Annotated in this window: 18 protein-coding genes; 9 read left to right on the top strand and 9 right to left on the bottom strand. The window is 33.6% G+C overall.

Annotated features, from left to right (window positions below; genetic code table 11):
* The first annotated feature begins 39 nt into the window (after positions 1-39).
* The 4 genes from LV842_RS15450 to LV842_RS15435 all read left to right on the top strand — a co-directional run bounded on the left by LV842_RS15450 (position 40) and on the right by LV842_RS15435 (position 2,835).
* Positions 40-945 (top strand): transcription antitermination protein NusB, encoded by a 906-nt coding sequence (locus tag LV842_RS15450; RefSeq protein ID WP_233112330.1) that lies wholly within the window; start codon positions 40-42, stop codon positions 943-945.
* Position 946: 1 nt separating this feature from the next.
* Positions 947-1,453: a DUF1573 domain-containing protein gene (locus LV842_RS15445; RefSeq protein ID WP_233112329.1), complete on the top strand. Its 507-nt coding sequence runs from the start codon at positions 947-949 to the stop codon at positions 1,451-1,453.
* 4 nt (positions 1,454-1,457) lie between these two features.
* Positions 1,458-1,826, top strand: a complete 369-nt coding sequence (yajC, locus tag LV842_RS15440) for a preprotein translocase subunit YajC (RefSeq protein ID WP_233112328.1) — start codon at positions 1,458-1,460, stop codon at positions 1,824-1,826.
* Between the two features lie 280 nt (positions 1,827-2,106).
* A complete protein-coding gene (locus tag LV842_RS15435) occupies positions 2,107-2,835 on the top strand; it encodes an SDR family NAD(P)-dependent oxidoreductase (RefSeq protein WP_233112327.1) in 729 nt (242 codons plus the stop codon).
* A gap of 1 nt (position 2,836) precedes the next feature.
* Here LV842_RS15435 and LV842_RS15430 read toward each other — a convergent pair whose 3' ends face one another.
* The 7 genes from LV842_RS15430 to LV842_RS15400 form a co-directional block, all read right to left on the bottom strand.
* Positions 2,837-3,064 (bottom strand): DUF7660 family protein, encoded by a 228-nt coding sequence (locus LV842_RS15430; protein WP_233112326.1) that lies wholly within the window; start codon positions 3,062-3,064, stop codon positions 2,837-2,839.
* 111 nt (positions 3,065-3,175) lie between these two features.
* The gene (aspS, locus tag LV842_RS15425) at positions 3,176-4,930 is read right to left on the bottom strand and encodes an aspartate--tRNA ligase (protein WP_233112325.1); all 1,755 of its coding nucleotides are present in this window, start codon (positions 4,928-4,930) and stop codon (positions 3,176-3,178) included.
* A gap of 140 nt (positions 4,931-5,070) precedes the next feature.
* On the bottom strand, positions 5,071-5,505 hold the full coding sequence (locus LV842_RS15420; protein WP_233112324.1) for an ankyrin repeat domain-containing protein: 435 nt from the start codon (positions 5,503-5,505) through the stop codon (positions 5,071-5,073).
* Positions 5,506-5,564: 59 nt separating this feature from the next.
* Positions 5,565-7,748 carry a S41 family peptidase gene (locus tag LV842_RS15415; protein ID WP_233112323.1) on the bottom strand — a complete coding sequence of 728 codons (2,184 nt, stop codon included), beginning with the start codon at positions 7,746-7,748 and terminating at the stop codon, positions 5,565-5,567.
* A 132-nt stretch (positions 7,749-7,880) separates the two neighbouring features.
* Positions 7,881-8,087, bottom strand: coding sequence for a helix-turn-helix domain-containing protein (locus LV842_RS15410; RefSeq protein ID WP_039365153.1), 207 nt, complete (start codon positions 8,085-8,087; stop codon positions 7,881-7,883).
* A gap of 3 nt (positions 8,088-8,090) precedes the next feature.
* Positions 8,091-8,687: a DUF2975 domain-containing protein gene (locus LV842_RS15405; RefSeq protein ID WP_233112322.1), complete on the bottom strand. Its 597-nt coding sequence runs from the start codon at positions 8,685-8,687 to the stop codon at positions 8,091-8,093.
* Positions 8,688-8,699: 12 nt separating this feature from the next.
* Positions 8,700-9,248, bottom strand: a complete 549-nt coding sequence (locus LV842_RS15400; RefSeq protein WP_233112321.1) for a DUF2975 domain-containing protein — start codon at positions 9,246-9,248, stop codon at positions 8,700-8,702.
* A 194-nt stretch (positions 9,249-9,442) separates the two neighbouring features.
* On the opposite strand from LV842_RS15400, the gene LV842_RS15395 reads away from it, so the two are divergent.
* On the top strand, positions 9,443-10,837 hold the full coding sequence (locus LV842_RS15395; RefSeq protein WP_233112320.1) for an MATE family efflux transporter: 1,395 nt from the start codon (positions 9,443-9,445) through the stop codon (positions 10,835-10,837).
* An 85-nt stretch (positions 10,838-10,922) separates the two neighbouring features.
* The gene (locus tag LV842_RS15390; RefSeq protein WP_233112319.1) at positions 10,923-11,042 is read left to right on the top strand and encodes a 30S ribosomal protein THX; all 120 of its coding nucleotides are present in this window, start codon (positions 10,923-10,925) and stop codon (positions 11,040-11,042) included.
* Between the two features lie 59 nt (positions 11,043-11,101).
* On the opposite strand, the gene LV842_RS15385 is transcribed toward LV842_RS15390, so the two are convergent.
* Together LV842_RS15385 and LV842_RS15380 are read right to left on the bottom strand one after the other, a co-directional pair.
* Positions 11,102-11,758, bottom strand: a complete 657-nt coding sequence (locus tag LV842_RS15385) for a DUF937 domain-containing protein (RefSeq protein ID WP_233112318.1) — start codon at positions 11,756-11,758, stop codon at positions 11,102-11,104.
* Between the two features lie 110 nt (positions 11,759-11,868).
* Positions 11,869-12,378, bottom strand: coding sequence for a DUF2480 family protein (locus LV842_RS15380; RefSeq protein WP_233112317.1), 510 nt, complete (start codon positions 12,376-12,378; stop codon positions 11,869-11,871).
* Between the two features lie 164 nt (positions 12,379-12,542).
* On the opposite strand from LV842_RS15380, the gene lpxB reads away from it, so the two are divergent.
* The 3 genes from lpxB (at position 12,543) to LV842_RS15365 (ending at position 17,095) form a co-directional block, all read left to right on the top strand.
* Positions 12,543-13,646: a lipid-A-disaccharide synthase gene (gene lpxB, locus LV842_RS15375; RefSeq protein WP_233112316.1), complete on the top strand. Its 1,104-nt coding sequence runs from the start codon at positions 12,543-12,545 to the stop codon at positions 13,644-13,646.
* Between the two features lie 161 nt (positions 13,647-13,807).
* Complete coding sequence (locus LV842_RS15370; protein ID WP_233112315.1) at positions 13,808-15,193, top strand: flavin monoamine oxidase family protein; 1,386 nt, start codon at positions 13,808-13,810, stop codon at positions 15,191-15,193.
* Positions 15,194-15,421: 228 nt separating this feature from the next.
* Positions 15,422-17,095, top strand: coding sequence for a ComEC/Rec2 family competence protein (locus LV842_RS15365; protein WP_233112314.1), 1,674 nt, complete (start codon positions 15,422-15,424; stop codon positions 17,093-17,095).
* Positions 17,096-17,179 lie beyond the last annotated feature (84 nt).

Genomic DNA, 17,179 nt, shown 5'->3' with positions numbered 1-17,179 from the left:
TTAAATTTTGTATCTTTGCACCCATAAAAAGCTCTTTGAATGTTAGGAAGAAGACAAATCCGTGAAAAAATAGTACAGACCGTGTATTCGTACTACCAGAATCCTGTAAAGTTTGATGTATTAGAGAAAAATATGTTCTCTGGAATAGAGAAAATCTATCATTTATACATTTATCAACTGAATTTTTTGGTTTCTCTAAAAGAATTAGCAGAAAACCAGATTGAGATTGGTAAGAATAAATACATTAAAACAGATTCTGATATTAATCCTAATCAAAAATTCATCAACAATCAAGTTTTAATTAAGTTAGAAGAAAATCCTGAAAGATTATTTTTCACAGGACAACATAAGCAATTAAAATGGGATTTGCATGATGATTTATTGGTGAAAACTTTCCAAAGAATGGCAGCAGGAAAGCGTTATCAGGATTTCATGAAGGAAGAAGGATATTCTTTTGAGGAAGATCAGAAGTTTATCGGTAAATTATTTTTAAGATATATTGCTGAAAATGATGATTTCCACGATTATCTGAGTGATAAAGAACTTTCTTGGTACGATGATATTCATATCGCTAATTCAATGGTTCAAAAAACGATTGGTTTCCTGAAAGAAGATGAAGAAAGCAGAACGTTAATCAAAATGATTAAAGATGAGGAAGATAAAACTTTTGCATTGAAACTATTGAGGAATACGTTGGATAGCTGGGAGAATAATGAAAAGAAGCTGGAAGAAAGACTGGAAAACTGGGATTTGGAAAGAGTTTCTTTGATGGATAAAGTGATTTTATCTACAGCTATAGCGGAACTTGATAATTTTCCTTTTACACCTTCAAAAGTTATTATTAACGAATATATTGAGATTGCAAAGGTATTTGCAACAGACAGATCCAATATATTTATTAATGGAATTTTAGATAAATATTGTAAAGATCAAAATAGAATTTAACATGAAAAAGACGTTATCAATTATCGCTTTGTCTATTATAGGCTTTGGTTTGGTTTCTTGTAAAAAAGAAAATAAAGAAACTCAAGGAGCAGATGCTGTCGTTACAGATTCTACTGCAACAACTACAACTCCTGCTGATTCTTCTACGGTAGCTCCGGTTTCTGCTGAAACACCAGCTCCGGTTTCAAACCAGCCACTAACAACAATTGCTCTTTCTGAAAGTAATTTTGATTTCGGACAAATCAAAAAAGGCGATAAAGTACAACATGTATATGAAGTAACAAATACAGGAACAAATCCGTTGGTAATTTCTGAAGTGAAGCCAGGATGTGGATGTACCGCTCCTGATTTTACAAAAGAGCCAATCATGCCGGGTAAAAAAGGAAAGATCACATTGCATTTTGATTCTACAAACTTTGACGGAGCCGTAAATAAATATGCAGACGTTTTTGCTAATGTAGAAAAAGCGCCAATCAAATTAACATTCACAGCAAATATTCAACCATAATATAATGAGTTTATTATCAATCTTTTTACAAGCTCCACAAGGTGGGAACTCATCAATGATGTTAATCATGATGGGAGTAATGTTTGTAGGGTTTTATTTTTTAATGATAAGACCGCAAATGAGAAAGCAAAAGCAAGAGAAAAACTTTCAGGAGACCCTAAAAGTAGGAACTAGAGTCGTACTTACTTCTGGTCTTCACGGGAGAATTGCTCAGGTTCAGGATGATGGATTCGTTATTGAAACATTATCTGGAAAACTGAAATTTGAAAAAGCTGCTGTTTCCAGAGAATTTACAGAAAACCGTTTCGGAGATAAAGCAAAAACTGCTGATAAGTCTTCTGATAAAAAAGAAATCGAAACTGAGAGTAAATAACTTCTTCGTTTTAAAAATATTTCGTTTCGGCGGGGTGAGCAAAGCTCACCCCGCCGAAACTTTTTATATACATCTATCCCCTCGTTGTCATTCAGAATGGAGCAGTGCGGAATGAAGAATCCAGCTTAATAATCTTAATTACTCAAATAAAACTTAATGGTTTGAATTTAAAATAGTAATAGATTTTCCCTTTGTCGAAATGAGAAGAACAATGTTATATTTTGTGTTGTGAAAATATTTAGAAATTCGTTTTTAAGAATTAAAAAAATATCTTTGTCCAATGAATCATATAGCTAAAACCGTTCTCATTCTAGGCGCAAACTCTGATGTTGCTAAACAATGTATCAAACAATACATCGAAAAAGGATTTTTGGTCATTGCAGCTTCCAGAAATACGGTTTCGCTTAAAGAATTTGTTGGTGAAAATCATCTTGATTCAAAAGTGACCGTTCTGCATTTCGATGCTATCGATTTTGATTCTCATCAGAAATTTTACGATGAACTTCCGGTAAAACCTCATATTGTTGTATATGCAGCAGGTTTTTTAGTGGATAATGAAAAAGCTTTGAGGGATTTTAAAGGAGCTCAACAAATGATGCTGGTGAATTATATGGGAGCTGTCTCCATACTGAATAGTATTGCGATGGATGAAAACAATAAAAATTTAGAAAGAATCATCGGATTATCTTCGCTTTCAGGAGTGAGAGGAAGAAAAAGTAATTTTGTGTATGGAAGTACAAAAGCAGCTTTTACAACGTATTTGGCAGGTTTGAGACAGGAATTAGCTTCAAGAAATATTAAAGTAAATGCTTTGGTAATTGGTTATATCCGAACTAAAATCAATGAAGGTTTACAACTGAATGAATCTTTAATTATGGAACCTGATTATGTAGCAAAATTCATTGTTAACGCAGGAAATTCTTTTACCATTGTTCCGAATTTTAAATGGAAAATGATTTATTTTATTTTGAAAATGTTACCTGAAAGCTTGGTGGCGAAGTTACCTTAGATTACTCATAAATAGAACTCCCTTTCAAAATATCGGAAAAAACTTTCCAATCTATTTTTTCTAAATCAATATTTTGATTTGTGTTTTTGTAATACCCATCAATATCTTCAACATAATTTGTCATGGCTTCGAGATAATCTTCAATGGTTTTATTTTCCCATTGTCCTTTGTTTTGGAGGAAATCTGTTCTCAAATTTTTTATAAATTCAATAAATTCAATTTTTTTCATAATAAACTTTAGAATTAAATTGTTTTAAAATTTCTTCTGAATAAAGGTGTTTTGCAAGTGAGAATTGTTTTTTATTAAATAAAAAAGCGGAGAAAAATCTCCGCCTTAAATTTATGCTTTTAAATTCAATTGTAATTCCAATTCATCAAGCTGTTCATCAGCAATCGAAGAAGGAGCGTCGATCATTACATCACGTCCTGAGTTATTTTTAGGGAATGCGATATAATCTCTGATTACCTCGTTTCCGTCCAAAATTGCCACCAAACGGTCAAACCCGAAAGCTAAACCACCGTGAGGCGGAGCTCCGTATTTGAAGGCATTCATTAAGAATCCGAACTGAGCTTCTGCTTCTTCTTTTGAGAATCCTAACAAATCGAACATTTTAGACTGAAGGTCTTTATCAAAGATTCTGATAGAACCACCTCCGATTTCGTTTCCGTTAAGAACCATATCGTAGGCGTTTGCTCTTGCTTTTCCAGGATCTGTTTCCAATAAATGGATATCTTCAGGTTTTGGAGAGGTGAAAGGGTGGTGCATCGCATGATAACGTCCGCTTTCTTCATCAAATTCCAATAATGGGAAGTCTACTACCCAAAGAGGTGCGAATTCGTTTCCTTTTCTTAGTCCTAAACGATTTCCTAGCTCCATTCTCAATGCTGAAAGCTGAGTTCTTACTTTGTGTTCGTTTCCGGAAAGAATTAACATTAAATCACCTTCTTTAGCTCCAAATTTTTCAATGATTTTTGCTAAATCTTCCTCGTTGTAGAATTTATTTACAGAAGACGTTTTTACGCCGTCATTTTGAAATTTAGCCCAAACCATTCCTGAAGCTCCGATTTGTGGTCTTTTTACCCAATCTACAAGCTCGTCGATTTGTTTTCTTGTATAGTCTGCACATCTTTCAACATTGATTCCAACAACCAATTCAGCTTCATCAAATATTTTGAAATCTTTTCCTTTAACTAATTCGTTTAATTCCACGAATTCCATTCCGAAACGAATATCCGGTTTGTCGTTTCCGTATTTCTGCATCGCATCAGCGAAAGTTATTCTTGGAAAAGCTCCAAATTCCTGACCCGTAATATCTTTGATCAATGTTTTCGTCATTCCTTCAAAAACATTCATTACGTCTTCCTGCTCTACGAAAGCCATTTCACAGTCGATTTGTGTAAATTCCGGCTGTCTGTCGGCTCTTAAATCCTCATCACGGAAACATTTCACGATCTGGAAATATTTGTCCATTCCACCCACCATCAATAATTGTTTGAACGTTTGTGGAGATTGTGGCAATGCATAGAATTGTCCAGGATTCATTCTGCTTGGTACAACAAAGTCTCTTGCTCCTTCCGGAGTAGATTTAATCAAAACCGGAGTTTCAACCTCAATAAATCCGTTGTCTGAAAGATAATTTCTTACTTTTTGCGCCATTTTGTGACGGAAAATCAATTTGTCTTTTACAGGATTTCTTCTGATATCCAGATAACGGTATTTCATTCTTAATTCTTCACCACCGTCCGTCTCATCCTCAATCGTGAATGGCGGAAGTTGAGATTCATTAAGAACCGTAAGTTTTTCTACTAAAATTTCAATTTCTCCTGTTGGAATATTGGGGTTTTTGCTTACTCTTTCAATTACTTTTCCTGTAACCTGAATAACGAATTCACGTCCCAATTTTTTTGCATTTTCCATCAGTTCTGCCGTAGAACGCTCCTGATCGAAAACCAACTGCGTAATTCCGTAACGATCTCGAAGATCTATCCAAATCATAAATCCTTTATCACGAATGGTTTGTACCCATCCTGAAAGTGTAACTTCTTCATTAAGATTTTTCAGAGATAATTCTCCGTTTGTGTGCGATCGAAACATAATTATTTATTTAAAGTTCAATGTTTAAAGTTCAAATTTCGAACTTTGAATTTTCCGTTGGCAAAGATAAGATTTTTGAAAGTTTTGAACATAAAAAAAACTCCCCGAAGGAAGTTTTACTATAATATTTATAAAGTTTTCTATAAAATTAATGCAATAGTTTTCTGTTTGTTTTCTAAAGCATGGTCTTTTGCCGTCTTTCCATTTTTGTCTTTTGCATCTTTTTGTGCTCCGTGTTTCAATAAAAGTTTTGCGGTATCCATTTGTCCGGAAATTGCTGCATACATCAAAGGAGTCATATCGCTGCAAGATTTATTTACGTCCGCTTTATTATCAAGGAAGTAATTAAATAGATTCTTTTTGTCTAGCTTAATGCTTAAAGAAAAAAGATCGTATGATTTTCCTTTTACCTGAAAACATTTTGTGAAGTCATCTGCTTTAAAAACTTTTTGAACGTTTTCTACATTATCTGTCTGGAAGGTTTTCAACTGATCGGCAGACATTTCCTGCGCAAATAATCCATTAGCAAAAATAGAAAGTCCGAATAATAAAGTTGTAGTAATTATTTTTTTCATAAATCTTAATTTTATCTAAAGAATATACAAAGCTAAATAATTTTTTTTGATATATGTTGCTAATTATTAATCCATTTTATTGCTTTTTCCAAAACTTCATCTTTATTATTTTTAATTCCTTCAACAGTTGGTTTTACTTCTATATCCGGAACAATACCGATTCTCTGGGTTTCAGTTCCGTCGGGATAATAAATTCCGATTCCGCTGATCATTGTTGAAATATTTCCGGGAAGGAGGATTTTCGAAACATTTCCATCAGCTCCTGCTGTTGTAGAACCAAAAACTTTCGCATTTGGTGCTGTTCTGAAAGCCATGGTATGGTATTCTGCGCTGCTTTGAGTGGTTTCATTCACCAGAATTGCAATTTTTCCTTTATAGGCATTGCTTCCATTCCCTGGAACACTCAAATTTGGGGTAAAAGTGAAAAGACCCGGCTGATTGTTGCTTGTACTACTGAATTTTACAAAATCAGTAGCGTTTGGTTTTAATAATTTCCCCATTTTGAAGACTACAAAATCAGATGGATAACTTCTGAAGTCGATGACGAGGCCTTTTGTGTTTTTAATTTTGTCAAAGACTCCAGAAAGTTGATCCGAATTTACGATTCCCATATAAACATAAGCCACATCATTGCTCTTCATCGTAAAGAACTCTTTGTTTTCAGTTTTTAGTTTCAGGTCTGGGTACGTGTATGTTTTTATTGTTTTTTCTTCTGTTTTCCCGTTTCTGGAAAATGTAATGCTGATGGTTTCTGCATTACCTCTTAATAGCTTTTTTGAAATATCTCTCAATTGCGTAGGGTAATTGGATGCCGGTAAATATTTCAACATATTTTTAACGATGTTATCAATATCTTCTCCATTGATTTTTGTAATTACATCTCCTTTTTGAAGCCCTGTTTCCTTCCCAAGATCATCATTATAAAAGTCATTTACAACGGCTTGGTTTTCAGCAAAAATTAACTGAACAGGAGCGTGTCTGTCGCCAAAATAATTTTTTAAAGCCTGATTACTTCCCCAGATTCCGGCATGGGTATCATGAATTCTTCCGATGATTTCCAGTGAGGCAAGAGTGTATTCCGTTTCATTTTTAGCATTGATGAATTTTGGGATAAACTCTGATAACACTCCTTTCCAGTCTTCCTCAATAAGGTTTTTGTAGGGGAAGTAATACTGAATGATATTCCAGTATCTGTAGAGTGAAAGCAAACGGAAACCTTCGTCCGGATAATTCATCTTTTCGTAAGGGTTTTCGTTTTTAAAATCGGGATTTCCGACGCCGCTGAAGAAATCTACATAATAATTCACTTTCGGTCTTTTGGCATTTTTAAGCTTTAAAAGCTGTGCTGTAAGCTCTTTTGAAAAGCCTGAATTTGTGATCCAGCCGAGATCCGGTTGTGTTTTTACGTTCTTTTCTTCAGGTAATGTCGTAGTTTGGTAATCTCCCAGTTTTTTAATCCATTCAGATAAAATTTTATCTCTTTGGTCTGCTGTAACCCCTGTAATTCTTGGATAAATTCTGAAAAGCTCATAATCCCAGTTGTATTTTCCTTCTGCAACTTTTGGATGGTAGTATTTCAGGTATCCCCAGATGAGTCCTAGTGTTTTTAGGTTTTCAACATTGCTCTGGTCAAGATTTATTCCTGAAATTTTAGAACCTCCATCGAATTCTTTATCAAGGGTTACTTTTGTTAATTTCTTTTCGAAGATTTTGGCTTTATCAATATCTTTCCCGTCGACTGTGATTTTTAAGTTGTCTACCCACATTTTTCCTTTCCCTGTAAGTAATGCTCCTAAAACTATTTTCTGTGTTTTTTCTGGTGACATTTCGAGGGTGATTTCATATTTTTTCCAGTCATTTGTACCTTGTAAATTTTGCTGCTGCATATTGTTAAAGCCTATTTCAGGATCGATTCTAAGCCAAAGTCCGGCAAAACCGTCAGAAATGTTTTCTGTTTTAATATAGCCTGAAAGTCTTATTTTTTTTCCGGCATAGTTTTCCGGAAGGGTATACATTATTCCTTTAAAACCTGCGCTTTCAGAAGCATCGATAGCAAGTGATGTTTTTCCTTCCTGTTTTTCAGTGGTGTCGGAATGTACTTTTGCAGATCCTTCTCCGATGATCGCCCAGCTTGTTGGAAGGTTGTTTTGTGTGTTTTCGAAACTAAGGTTTTCTATTTTGCTCTGGGCAAAAGAAGCCATGCCCAAAACGAGTAATGGGATCGTTGTGAAAATTTTTTTCATGATTAGATTAAATTTTTTCCAAATCTAATGAGCTAGATTGGAGTGGTTTGTAATTTGGGATTGGTTTTAAAATGTTTTATAATGAAAATTGTGTTTTTAATAGATTGTTTTCAATTAAATTATTAATGTATTTTAATCTTTTACGTATTCCAGGATGTCTCCAGGTTGACAATCCAGTGCCTTGCAAATGGCTTCCAGGGTTGAAAGCTTTACGGCTTTTGCTTTTCCGGTTTTTAAAATGGAAAGATTGGCTTGTGTAATGCCTATTTTTTCAGCCAATTCCTGTGACTGCATTTTTCGCTTGGCGAGCATTACGTCTACGTTGATGATGATTGGCATGGTTTAAATCGTTAAATCGTTTTCGGCTTGTAGGGCTAGTCCTTTTTTGAAAAATTCTATTATGAAGAGGATGATCACTCCAAAGAAAGCAAAAAATAAGAATGTTAACAAGGTATAGGCAGAATCCATTCTAAAATAGAAAAATTCGAAAATCCCTACTGCTGCGAGGGTAAGGTTTAAAAAACAGAATCTTTTGAGCCACTTTATTGCATTCTGATTAAAAATTTGCTCTACACTCATTTCTTTAAAACATTTGTAGGAAAAAAAGAAAAATAAACTCAGGAAAGTCATGCCCAGAATATTATGAATAATCTGTTTTGAACCATAGATTCCGGTAACCATCTGAATTTCTGAAAATGGATAGTTGATTCTGAACTTCAATTGACTTTCCATAGGAATTGTCCATTTATTTCTAGTCCATCCTACATCATTTGCCAAAGTGAAAGTATTGGATAATATCGTACTACCGCTTTTATATTTGTACAGCAAAATGATATGTCCGATAATTTCATACACTAAATTAAAAGCGAGGATAACGAACAATACAAAAAGAAAATAGCTGATGTATTGCGATAGTGAATTTTTACCTATAATTTTCATAGTGTTATTAGATTATATTGTTAAATCGTTTTCAGCTTGTAGATCAACAGCTCTTTTGTAAACTTGTGCGATGATATAAATTACCCCTGCAACTAAAAAGAATTGAAAATTTTTGCTATTCAAATCTGCAGATATAGAGATATTTCCTGTAATCAATTCATTAATCACATTGATTAAAAAAGATACACTACCGATTAATAAGGCCAATTTAGCAATCTTGGAAATTAGAAAATAGGTTTCCATGGAAAAGGTGTTATCGGATTTGAGTCTTTTTAGAATTTTAATTACCGTTAAAAAAAAGATAAGCTGTAAAATTCCCAAGATGATAGAATAGGCTAAAATGAAAACTGACTTTAGTTTTCCTAATGATTGTATATCTTTAATTTTTCCATTGAAAAAGTCGACGTTAATCTTTATTTCTTCTAGGCTGCCAATATTAATTCCGAAAACTGTAGAAAAGAAAATACATACTAATACGAATATTGCAATACATAAAATAGCGGTAAATATCCAAAAGAAAATTTTTAAGATTTCAAGAATTAAATTTGAATTTAGCTTCATTTGTTAAATGTTTTATTATTGCAAACGTACAAATATTTATTGTAAAACGATAAATATTTATTGAAATTTTTATTATTTATTTTTTGTGAAGCATACGAAATGCGATTGGACAAGACTGTTCAAAATCTTTTCATATGCTAAGTCGTAATCATTTTTGAATCTATATTTTTGTTGAAAACTTAAATGACAGAATTGTGAAGAAGTATTTTGCCTTTATTAAAAAAGCTTTAAGCGGTGAAGAAGTTGACTATACCAAAGCAACCATAAGAAGTGCTGTTCTTCTTTTGGCCATTCCGATGATGTTGGAAATGGCAATGGAATCTGTATTTGCTTTAGTTGATCTGTATTTTGTCGGGCATCTTAAAGAAAGCGGTTTTGCGATTCAAACCGTTGGTTTGACGGAATCTGTACTTTCCATCATGTATTCAATTGCCATCGGAATGAGTATGGCCGCAACAGCGATGGTGGCGAGAAGAATTGGGGAGAAAAACCCTGAACAGGCTTCCAGAAGTGCAGCGCAAGTTCTTTTGGTTTCTTTTATCGTAACTTTTATTTTGAGTGTATTCGGAGTGATTTACGCTGAAGAAATTTTAATTCTGATGGGTTCAAAACCTGAAGCGGCAGCTTACGGAAAAGAATTTACAAGAATTATGATGGGAAGCAGTGTGATCATTATGCTTTTGTTTTTGATCAACGGAATATTCAGAGGAGCCGGAAATGCTGCAATTGCCATGAAATCTCTTTGGATTGCCAATATTGCGAATATTATTTTATGTCCGGTTTTAATCAAAGGTTTCGGACCAGTTCCTGCGATGGGATTGACTGGGGCTGCTCTTGCCACAACGATCGGAAGAAGTATTGGAGTAGCATATCAGTTGTATCACCTTTTGATTGCAGATACACAGATCAGAATTCAGACAAAATATTTTAAACCCAATTTTGAAATTATAAAATCTGTCGTAAAAATAGCAACTCCCGGGATTTTTCAATTTGTAATTGCGTCTTGTAGCTGGATTTTTTTAGCTCAATTAGTCGCAACAACAGGAGGTGAAAATGCTTCTGCGGGTTATCAAACTGCTTTGAGATTGATGATGTTTTTTATGCTTCCTGCTTGGGGATTAAGTAGTGCTGCATCAACACTGGTCGGACAAAACATGGGCGCCAATGAAATGCTGAGAGCTGAGCAATCTGTTATGAAAACCGGGAAATATAATGTGATTTTTATGATTGTCGTAAGTGTAATTTTCTTTTTTATGGGTGATTTTCTAGTTGGGTTTTTTACGAATGAAACTGAAATTAAAAATATTGCAACCCAAGCGTTACACATAATGGCTGTAGGATTTATTTTTTACGGAATCGGAATGGTGATGATTAATGCTTTTAATGGAGCGGGAGATACCTGGACTCCAACCTGGGTGAATCTTTGCGGATTCTGGCTGTTTCAGATTCCTTTGGCGTATTTTCTTTCAAAACATTTTGGGATGGGACCAAAAGGGGTCTTTATTTCAATTCCTGTAACAGAAACTTTAATTACCATTGTGGCTTTTATTTTATTTAAAAGAGGAAAGTGGAAAACAGTGAAGGTTTAGTTTTATAAAAAATTTAACAGTCTAAATGTTTGATTTTTAAACTTGTATTTTCTAAATTCGTAATCATCAACTAAAATGTATTACTATGGGAAAAGGAGACAAAAAATCAAGAAGAGGTAAAATCAACAACGGGAGCTACGGGAAAAGAAGACCTAAAAAAGCTTTAAAAGCAGTTGCAGCTTCCGATGGAAAAGCAAAAAAATAAGAAAATAAAAAAGACCGGAGAAATTCATCTCCGGTCTTTTTTTGTTGTTATAAAGTAAATTATTTTCCTCCTAAAAAGCTTCCCAGGATATCTCCTAATCCACCTCCTTGTTGTTTTTGTTGGTTACCTCCTCCAAGAACGCTTCCTAAGATGTCATTCAAAGGATTTCCGGAAGATTGAGATTGTCCGCCACCTAAAACACTTCCTAAAATATCGTTCAAAGGACTGGATTGCTGTGCCTGAGCTTGGTTGGATGCATTGCCAAGGATTCCTCCCAACAAATCTCCTAATCCTCCTGCTCCCACATTGTTTTGTTGTTTTTCTTTTCCGATGTAGCCCATGATGACAGGAGCCAGCATTGCTAAAATAGGACCAATCTTATCAATAGATATCCCCGTGTTTTGAGAAAGCTGATTTTCTACATTTTGTTTATCACCACCAAAAATATGGCTCAAAATAGAACCTCCTTCCGATTCTCTGGCTTCCAGTTGAGAAGTGTCATTAAGGATGCTTCCGTCATGGTCTTTATCTAGAGCGTTGTTTAGCGCTTCGGCTTCTTTAGCATCCTGAGACTTGTTTCTAAGGTAAGAAATAATCAAAGGAGCAGCTACTGCTAATAGGGCAATAATTTGATTTCTGCTGATCCCAAATTTATTTTCTGCCTTTTCAGCAACCTGATTGCTGGTGTTTCCGGTAAGTAAATCAAGTAAACTCATTTCGTATGTGATTTTTAATTGTTGAAATCAAATTTATTAAAAATTCTGAATGAAGAGTTTTTTATCTTGGAATTGTTGAATGTTTTATGAAGAATTAACGTTGTCTTACATTAATTCTTTAAAATCGGAACATTGGAACAAGCTTCTCCGAACATAAGCGATTTTACAATCGGCTGCAGCTGTTCAACAAGTTCTATGTATGCATTCTCCGGAATTTCTTTATCTGAGCAACCTTTAACCAAAACTCTTTTACCTCTCATATCATCAAAATCATAGCTTTGAATGGCATTATGCATCAAAATGACTTCTAAATCTTCTTTGTCTCCGAATACAATTTTTTTAGTAACATCGGTGATTTTTGCGGTGATTAAAAAATAAGCCCAAAGAGGAACAATAGCATCTGCTGAGTTGTACACATACACATAAGCATCTTTATAATCTTCAGGGTTAATTGCCGCTACTTTATCACGAAAATCTTTTTCCTTTAGAATCATCTCCATGTAAAGGAAATCTTTCAAATCAATCCCCTTTCTCACTCCTTTTGGAACAAGATCCGTAAGATCAAAATTGATTAAACCGCTTTCTGCAACTTTATTTCGTATTTCAAATTCTTCTGACATTTTTATCATTATCTTTGAACAAATTTACAAATTAAGATCTTACAACGTCTTATTTGTTTTCTATCCTGATCATAGAAACCTCCCATAATTTGCATTTAAGAAAAGCTGATCAATTCAATGGAAGGTATTGATGACTGTAAAAAACATAAAAGATTTCAGAAGAAATGAAATATTATATTATCGCAGGTGAAGCTTCCGGAGATTTGCACGGAAGTAATTTAATGAAAGCTTTAAAACAAAAAGATCCTAACTCTGAATTTAGATTTTGGGGAGGTGATCTTATGGAAAAACAAGGAGGAACATTGGTGAAACATTATCGTGATCTTGCTTTTATGGGGTTTTTGGAAGTTGCGATGAATTTAAGAACCATTCTGAATAACATTAAATTCTGTAAAGAAGATATTCAAAAAAACAGACCTGATGTTTTAATTCTTGTAGATTATCCGGGATTTAATTTAAGAATTGCAAAATTTGCGAAAGAATTAGGTATTAAAGTGGTGTATTACATTTCTCCTCAACTTTGGGCATGGAAAGAGGGTAGAGTAGAAATCATCAAAAAATATGTAGATGAAATGATGGTCATTCTTCCTTTCGAAGAAGAATTCTATAAAAAGCATGGTGTTCATTCGCATTTTGTAGGACATCCGTTGTTAGATGCCATTTCCACACTTCAAAATATAGATATTGAAGAATTTAAAACTGAAAACAGACTCAACGAAAAAGAAATTATTGCGCTTTTACCGGGGTCAAGAAAACAAGAGGTTGAAAAAATGTTGGAGATGATGCTTTCCGTAAGACCTTATTTTAAAGAATATCAATTTGTAATCGCTGGTGCACCAAGTCTTCCGAAAGAATTTTATGAAAAATATGTGGATGAAAATGTACATTTTGTTTCAAACAGAACCTATGATTTGCTAAGGTGTTCAAAAGCAGCGTTGGTGACTTCCGGAACAGCAACTTTAGAAACCGCTCTGTTGAATGTCCCTGAGGTGGTTTGCTATCGAGGAAGTAAAATTTCTTACGCCATTGCCAAAAGACTGGTGAAGAATATCAAATATATTTCTTTAGTGAATCTGATTATGGATCGTGAGGTCGTAAAAGAATTGATTCAGAATGATTTGAATACTAAAAATCTGGTGGCTGAATTAAAGAATATGTTGGAAGGCGAGAAAAGAGTACAGGTTTTAAATGATTATGAGCTTTTGAGAAAGAAACTAGGTGGAAGCGGAGCAAGTGATAACGCCGCTGAGGTGATTTTAAAAGGATAAAATATTTTAAATAATAATATGAATCGTAGGAGTTTCTCCTGCGATTTTTTATTTCTGCATAGAATTTTTTATTAAATTTAGTCATGCGTAATTTCTTGTTGGAATCAATGTTTTTGAACGCATTATTTTTTTGATTAAAACTAATAACCTAAAAACATATTATGACAACAAGAAGATCCTTTATACGGCAAGGGTTGCTTGCAGCCGGAGGTTTGATGATTCCAAGTTCATCTTTTGCCAACTTTATTATTTCCGGTAAAAAAGATGTGATTATTATTGGTGCCGGTTTTTCCGGACTTGCTGCGGCTAATCACCTAGGTTCCAGAAAATTCAACGTAACAGTTTTAGAAAGCAAAAATGATGTAGGAGGAAGAGTTTTTTCTCATACCATGAAAAATAATCTTATTATCGAGCTTGGTGCGGAGTGGGTAGGAAATTCACATCAGCGTCTTCTTCAGCTTTGTGATGAATTTAAACTGAAGCTGGATGATAACCAGATGAGTACCCGTCTTTTGTACAAAAATGTTTACACTCCAGCTAAAAAATCACATTACAGCGAAGCATGGGATGTAAAGTTGGAAAGATTACTGCAAGAGTATAGAGATTTTAATGATGATGATAAAATGATTCTTGATAAAATGGATTGGTGGAAGTATTTAGTAAATAATGGGTGTAATGAGCGTGATCTTGATCTTCATGAATTGTTTGACAGTACTGATTTCGGTGAAAGTATAAGGCAGGTCTCTGCAAATTCGGCTCTTTCAGAATATGCTGAAAATCTTCCTGGAGAAGATGGTAAAGAGCATACTAAAAATCAGATGGATCAGAAAATTGTAGGGGGAAACAAAAGATTAGCGCAAAAACTTGCAGAAAAGTTAGGTGAAAAGAATATAAAGTTGAATCATAAAGTAATACGCGTTGAGCAGGGTGATCGAGTAAAAGTCTTTTGTTCCAACGGGGAAGTCTTTGAAGCAGATAAAGTAATTTGTACACTTCCTACTTTTGCTTTGAAAAATATTGATTGGAGACCACATTTACCGAATGATAAAATTGAAGCTCTTAATGAACTTCAATATGCCCGAATCAACAAACATGCGATGCTTTTCGATAAACGTTTTTGGGAATCTGAGGATTTTGATTTGGTGACGGATCAGCTTCCGCATTATTTTTATCACGCTACCCAAAAGCAACCCGAAAAAGCCGGAGTTTTGATCTCTTACAGTATAGGTGATAAAGCTGCCGTTATTGCTAATCAAAGTAAGGAAGCGAATTTTAATAGTATACAAGATACTTTACGACCAATTTTCGGAGATCTAAAATCGAGTCTTTTACAACAGGAGAATTACTATTGGGGAAATGATGATCGGTCAAAAGGAGCTTACGCGCTTTACAGACCGGGGCAATGGTTTCGTATCAAACCTATTTTAAAAGAACCTTTCCTTCATATTCATTTTGCGGGAGAACATCTTTCAGAGAATTGGCAGGGTTTCATGGAGGGTGCAATCGAGTCTGGAGAAGAAGCAGCAGAAGAAATTAAAGGAGTTTGATATTTTTAAAATAATGTTATAGATTATAGAAACTTTTCTGTAATTTTCTTTTATAAAATGAATTTAATCTTGTTTTTAAAATGTTGATTTTTAGTTTTTTATTTGAATAAATACCTTTGAAAAGCACAAATTTTGAATAAACAGCCTCTTTTCATTCTTACCATTTGTTTTATCCTTGGGATTTTTTTTCAGGATCAATTTTCTTTGGATAAAAATATTGTATATCTAATGATTGGAATTGGTGTTGTAATTTCAATGTTAACCTATTTCAAAACCTTTCTTTTATATCAATTAAAACCCTATTTATTGGGATTGATGTTCTTTGGAATTGGTGTTGTACTACATTCTTTTAACTCCTTTGAAAACAAAGATTTGAAAATTTCTTCGAATGAATATCTGGTTTTTAAGATTTCTAAAAAATTAAATTCCAACGAAAAAAATAAAAAATATGAAGGGATAGCTCAGATTGGAATAGATAATTGTAAGGTGATTTTGTATGTTCCAAGAGATAAAATGGAATTGGATTTTAATCATTATTATAAAGCTAAAGCATACATTTCGAAACCCGAATCTCCACAAAATGATTTTCAGTTTGATTATTCTGAATATTTAAAAAGAAAAAAGATTGAATACCAATGTTATATTAATGGTGATATTTCTTTTGCCATAAGAGATGATTTAAATGTAGGTGAAAAAATTTTACAGAAAAGACTGGAAGTTCTTCAAAATATTGATAAAACTGAAATGTCTTCAAAGTCCAAAGAATTTTTAAAAGGAGTAATTTTAGCAGATCGGACAGAAATAGATGCAGAAACTTTACAGGATTTCAATAAATCCGGATTAGTCCATTTTTTAGCAATCTCAGGAACACATATAGCAGTTATTTTTGGATTGTTTTATATGTTGCTGGTGAAGATTTTACCTGTTCAATTCAGGAAATATGCCATCATTGCCAGTTTATTATTTATTTGGATGTTCGCTGTATTTATTGGATTGGGAAATTCGGTAGTCAGATCATGTATTATGCTAACAGTTTACTTCGTGTATGTTTTGCTTCAGCGGAAACCTGATTTACTGCATTCGTTAGCACTATCTGCTTTTATTATTTTAATTTTTGATTCTGAGCAGCTGTTTGATATAGGCTTTCAGTTGAGTTTTATTGCTGTTTTGGGAATTTTTTGGCTGAACCAGCCGATTTTACATTATTTACCCAATGCAGATACTTATTTTAAGAAACTGATTTTTAATACGGTTTCGATTTCAATTTCTGCACAACTGGTAACATTGCCGCTAGTGTTATTTTATTTTCATCAATTTTCATTGATTTCGATTGTTGCCAATTTTTTTATTGTGCCTTTTTCAGAAACGATTATTGTGTTTTCATTTTTAATGACGGTTTTGATTGTGATCAATTTGGATGTTTCTTTTATTAACATTATTTATGATTTTACAGTGCATATTCTGCATCAGATAATCCATTGGTTTGCGAGTGTGGATATTCTTTTCTCGGAGAATATAGCAATGAATCTGGTTGAGGTTATCTGTTTGTTTGCGGGGATTTATTTGCTGAGGTTTATGATTTTGAAATTTAATACTCAAAATGCTGCGAGGTTGATCATGTGCATGCTCGTATTTTTAATTATCAGAACCGGTTTTAACCTTTATCAGGATAATAAAGAAGAGGTATTGATTCATAATTTTTATAAACATAAAGTGCTTTCAGTGAAAAAAGGAGATCGGGTTTCTTTTTGGATTGATGAAAAGTCAGATAAACAGAAAATTATACGGTTTATTGTTAATCCGTATTGTTCCTCAAGAAGACTTCATTTTGTAACGATAAAAACGCTTCCAAGCACAGTTCAGAAGATGGTGTATGACAACAGAATTTATATGATAAAATAGATATTAAAAATTTATTTTTTCCTTTATTTAATAACATTTCGAATTCTTATTTAGAAAGATTACAAACTGACGAATAGTGAGATT

This window comes from Chryseobacterium gwangjuense, assembly GCF_021311115.1.
Taxonomy (GTDB): domain Bacteria; phylum Bacteroidota; class Bacteroidia; order Flavobacteriales; family Weeksellaceae; genus Chryseobacterium; species Chryseobacterium gwangjuense.
The sequence above is the reverse complement of the archived record's forward strand: the minus strand, read 5'-3'. Positions and strand labels throughout refer to the sequence as shown.

What these genes read in the sequence shown, in the direction of transcription:
- LV842_RS15450 (WP_233112330.1), top strand. Translation starts at nt 40, where the DNA reads ATGTTAGGAAGAAGACAAATCCGTGAAAAAATAGTACAGACCGTGTAT.
- LV842_RS15445 (WP_233112329.1), top strand. Translation starts at nt 947, where the DNA reads ATGAAAAAGACGTTATCAATTATCGCTTTGTCTATTATAGGCTTTGGT.
- yajC (WP_233112328.1), top strand. Translation starts at nt 1,458, where the DNA reads ATGAGTTTATTATCAATCTTTTTACAAGCTCCACAAGGTGGGAACTCA.
- LV842_RS15435 (WP_233112327.1), top strand. Translation starts at nt 2,107, where the DNA reads ATGAATCATATAGCTAAAACCGTTCTCATTCTAGGCGCAAACTCTGAT.
- LV842_RS15430 (WP_233112326.1), bottom strand. Translation starts at nt 3,064, where the DNA reads ATGAAAAAAATTGAATTTATTGAATTTATAAAAAATTTGAGAACAGAT.
- aspS (WP_233112325.1), bottom strand. Translation starts at nt 4,930, where the DNA reads ATGTTTCGATCGCACACAAACGGAGAATTATCTCTGAAAAATCTTAAT.
- LV842_RS15420 (WP_233112324.1), bottom strand. Translation starts at nt 5,505, where the DNA reads ATGAAAAAAATAATTACTACAACTTTATTATTCGGACTTTCTATTTTT.
- LV842_RS15415 (WP_233112323.1), bottom strand. Translation starts at nt 7,748, where the DNA reads ATGAAAAAAATTTTCACAACGATCCCATTACTCGTTTTGGGCATGGCT.
- LV842_RS15410 (WP_039365153.1), bottom strand. Translation starts at nt 8,087, where the DNA reads ATGCCAATCATCATCAACGTAGACGTAATGCTCGCCAAGCGAAAAATG.
- LV842_RS15405 (WP_233112322.1), bottom strand. Translation starts at nt 8,687, where the DNA reads ATGAAAATTATAGGTAAAAATTCACTATCGCAATACATCAGCTATTTT.
- LV842_RS15400 (WP_233112321.1), bottom strand. Translation starts at nt 9,248, where the DNA reads ATGAAGCTAAATTCAAATTTAATTCTTGAAATCTTAAAAATTTTCTTT.
- LV842_RS15390 (WP_233112319.1), top strand. Translation starts at nt 10,923, where the DNA reads ATGGGAAAAGGAGACAAAAAATCAAGAAGAGGTAAAATCAACAACGGG.
- LV842_RS15385 (WP_233112318.1), bottom strand. Translation starts at nt 11,758, where the DNA reads ATGAGTTTACTTGATTTACTTACCGGAAACACCAGCAATCAGGTTGCT.
- LV842_RS15380 (WP_233112317.1), bottom strand. Translation starts at nt 12,378, where the DNA reads ATGTCAGAAGAATTTGAAATACGAAATAAAGTTGCAGAAAGCGGTTTA.
- lpxB (WP_233112316.1), top strand. Translation starts at nt 12,543, where the DNA reads ATGAAATATTATATTATCGCAGGTGAAGCTTCCGGAGATTTGCACGGA.
- LV842_RS15370 (WP_233112315.1), top strand. Translation starts at nt 13,808, where the DNA reads ATGACAACAAGAAGATCCTTTATACGGCAAGGGTTGCTTGCAGCCGGA.
- LV842_RS15365 (WP_233112314.1), top strand. Translation starts at nt 15,422, where the DNA reads ATGATTGGAATTGGTGTTGTAATTTCAATGTTAACCTATTTCAAAACC.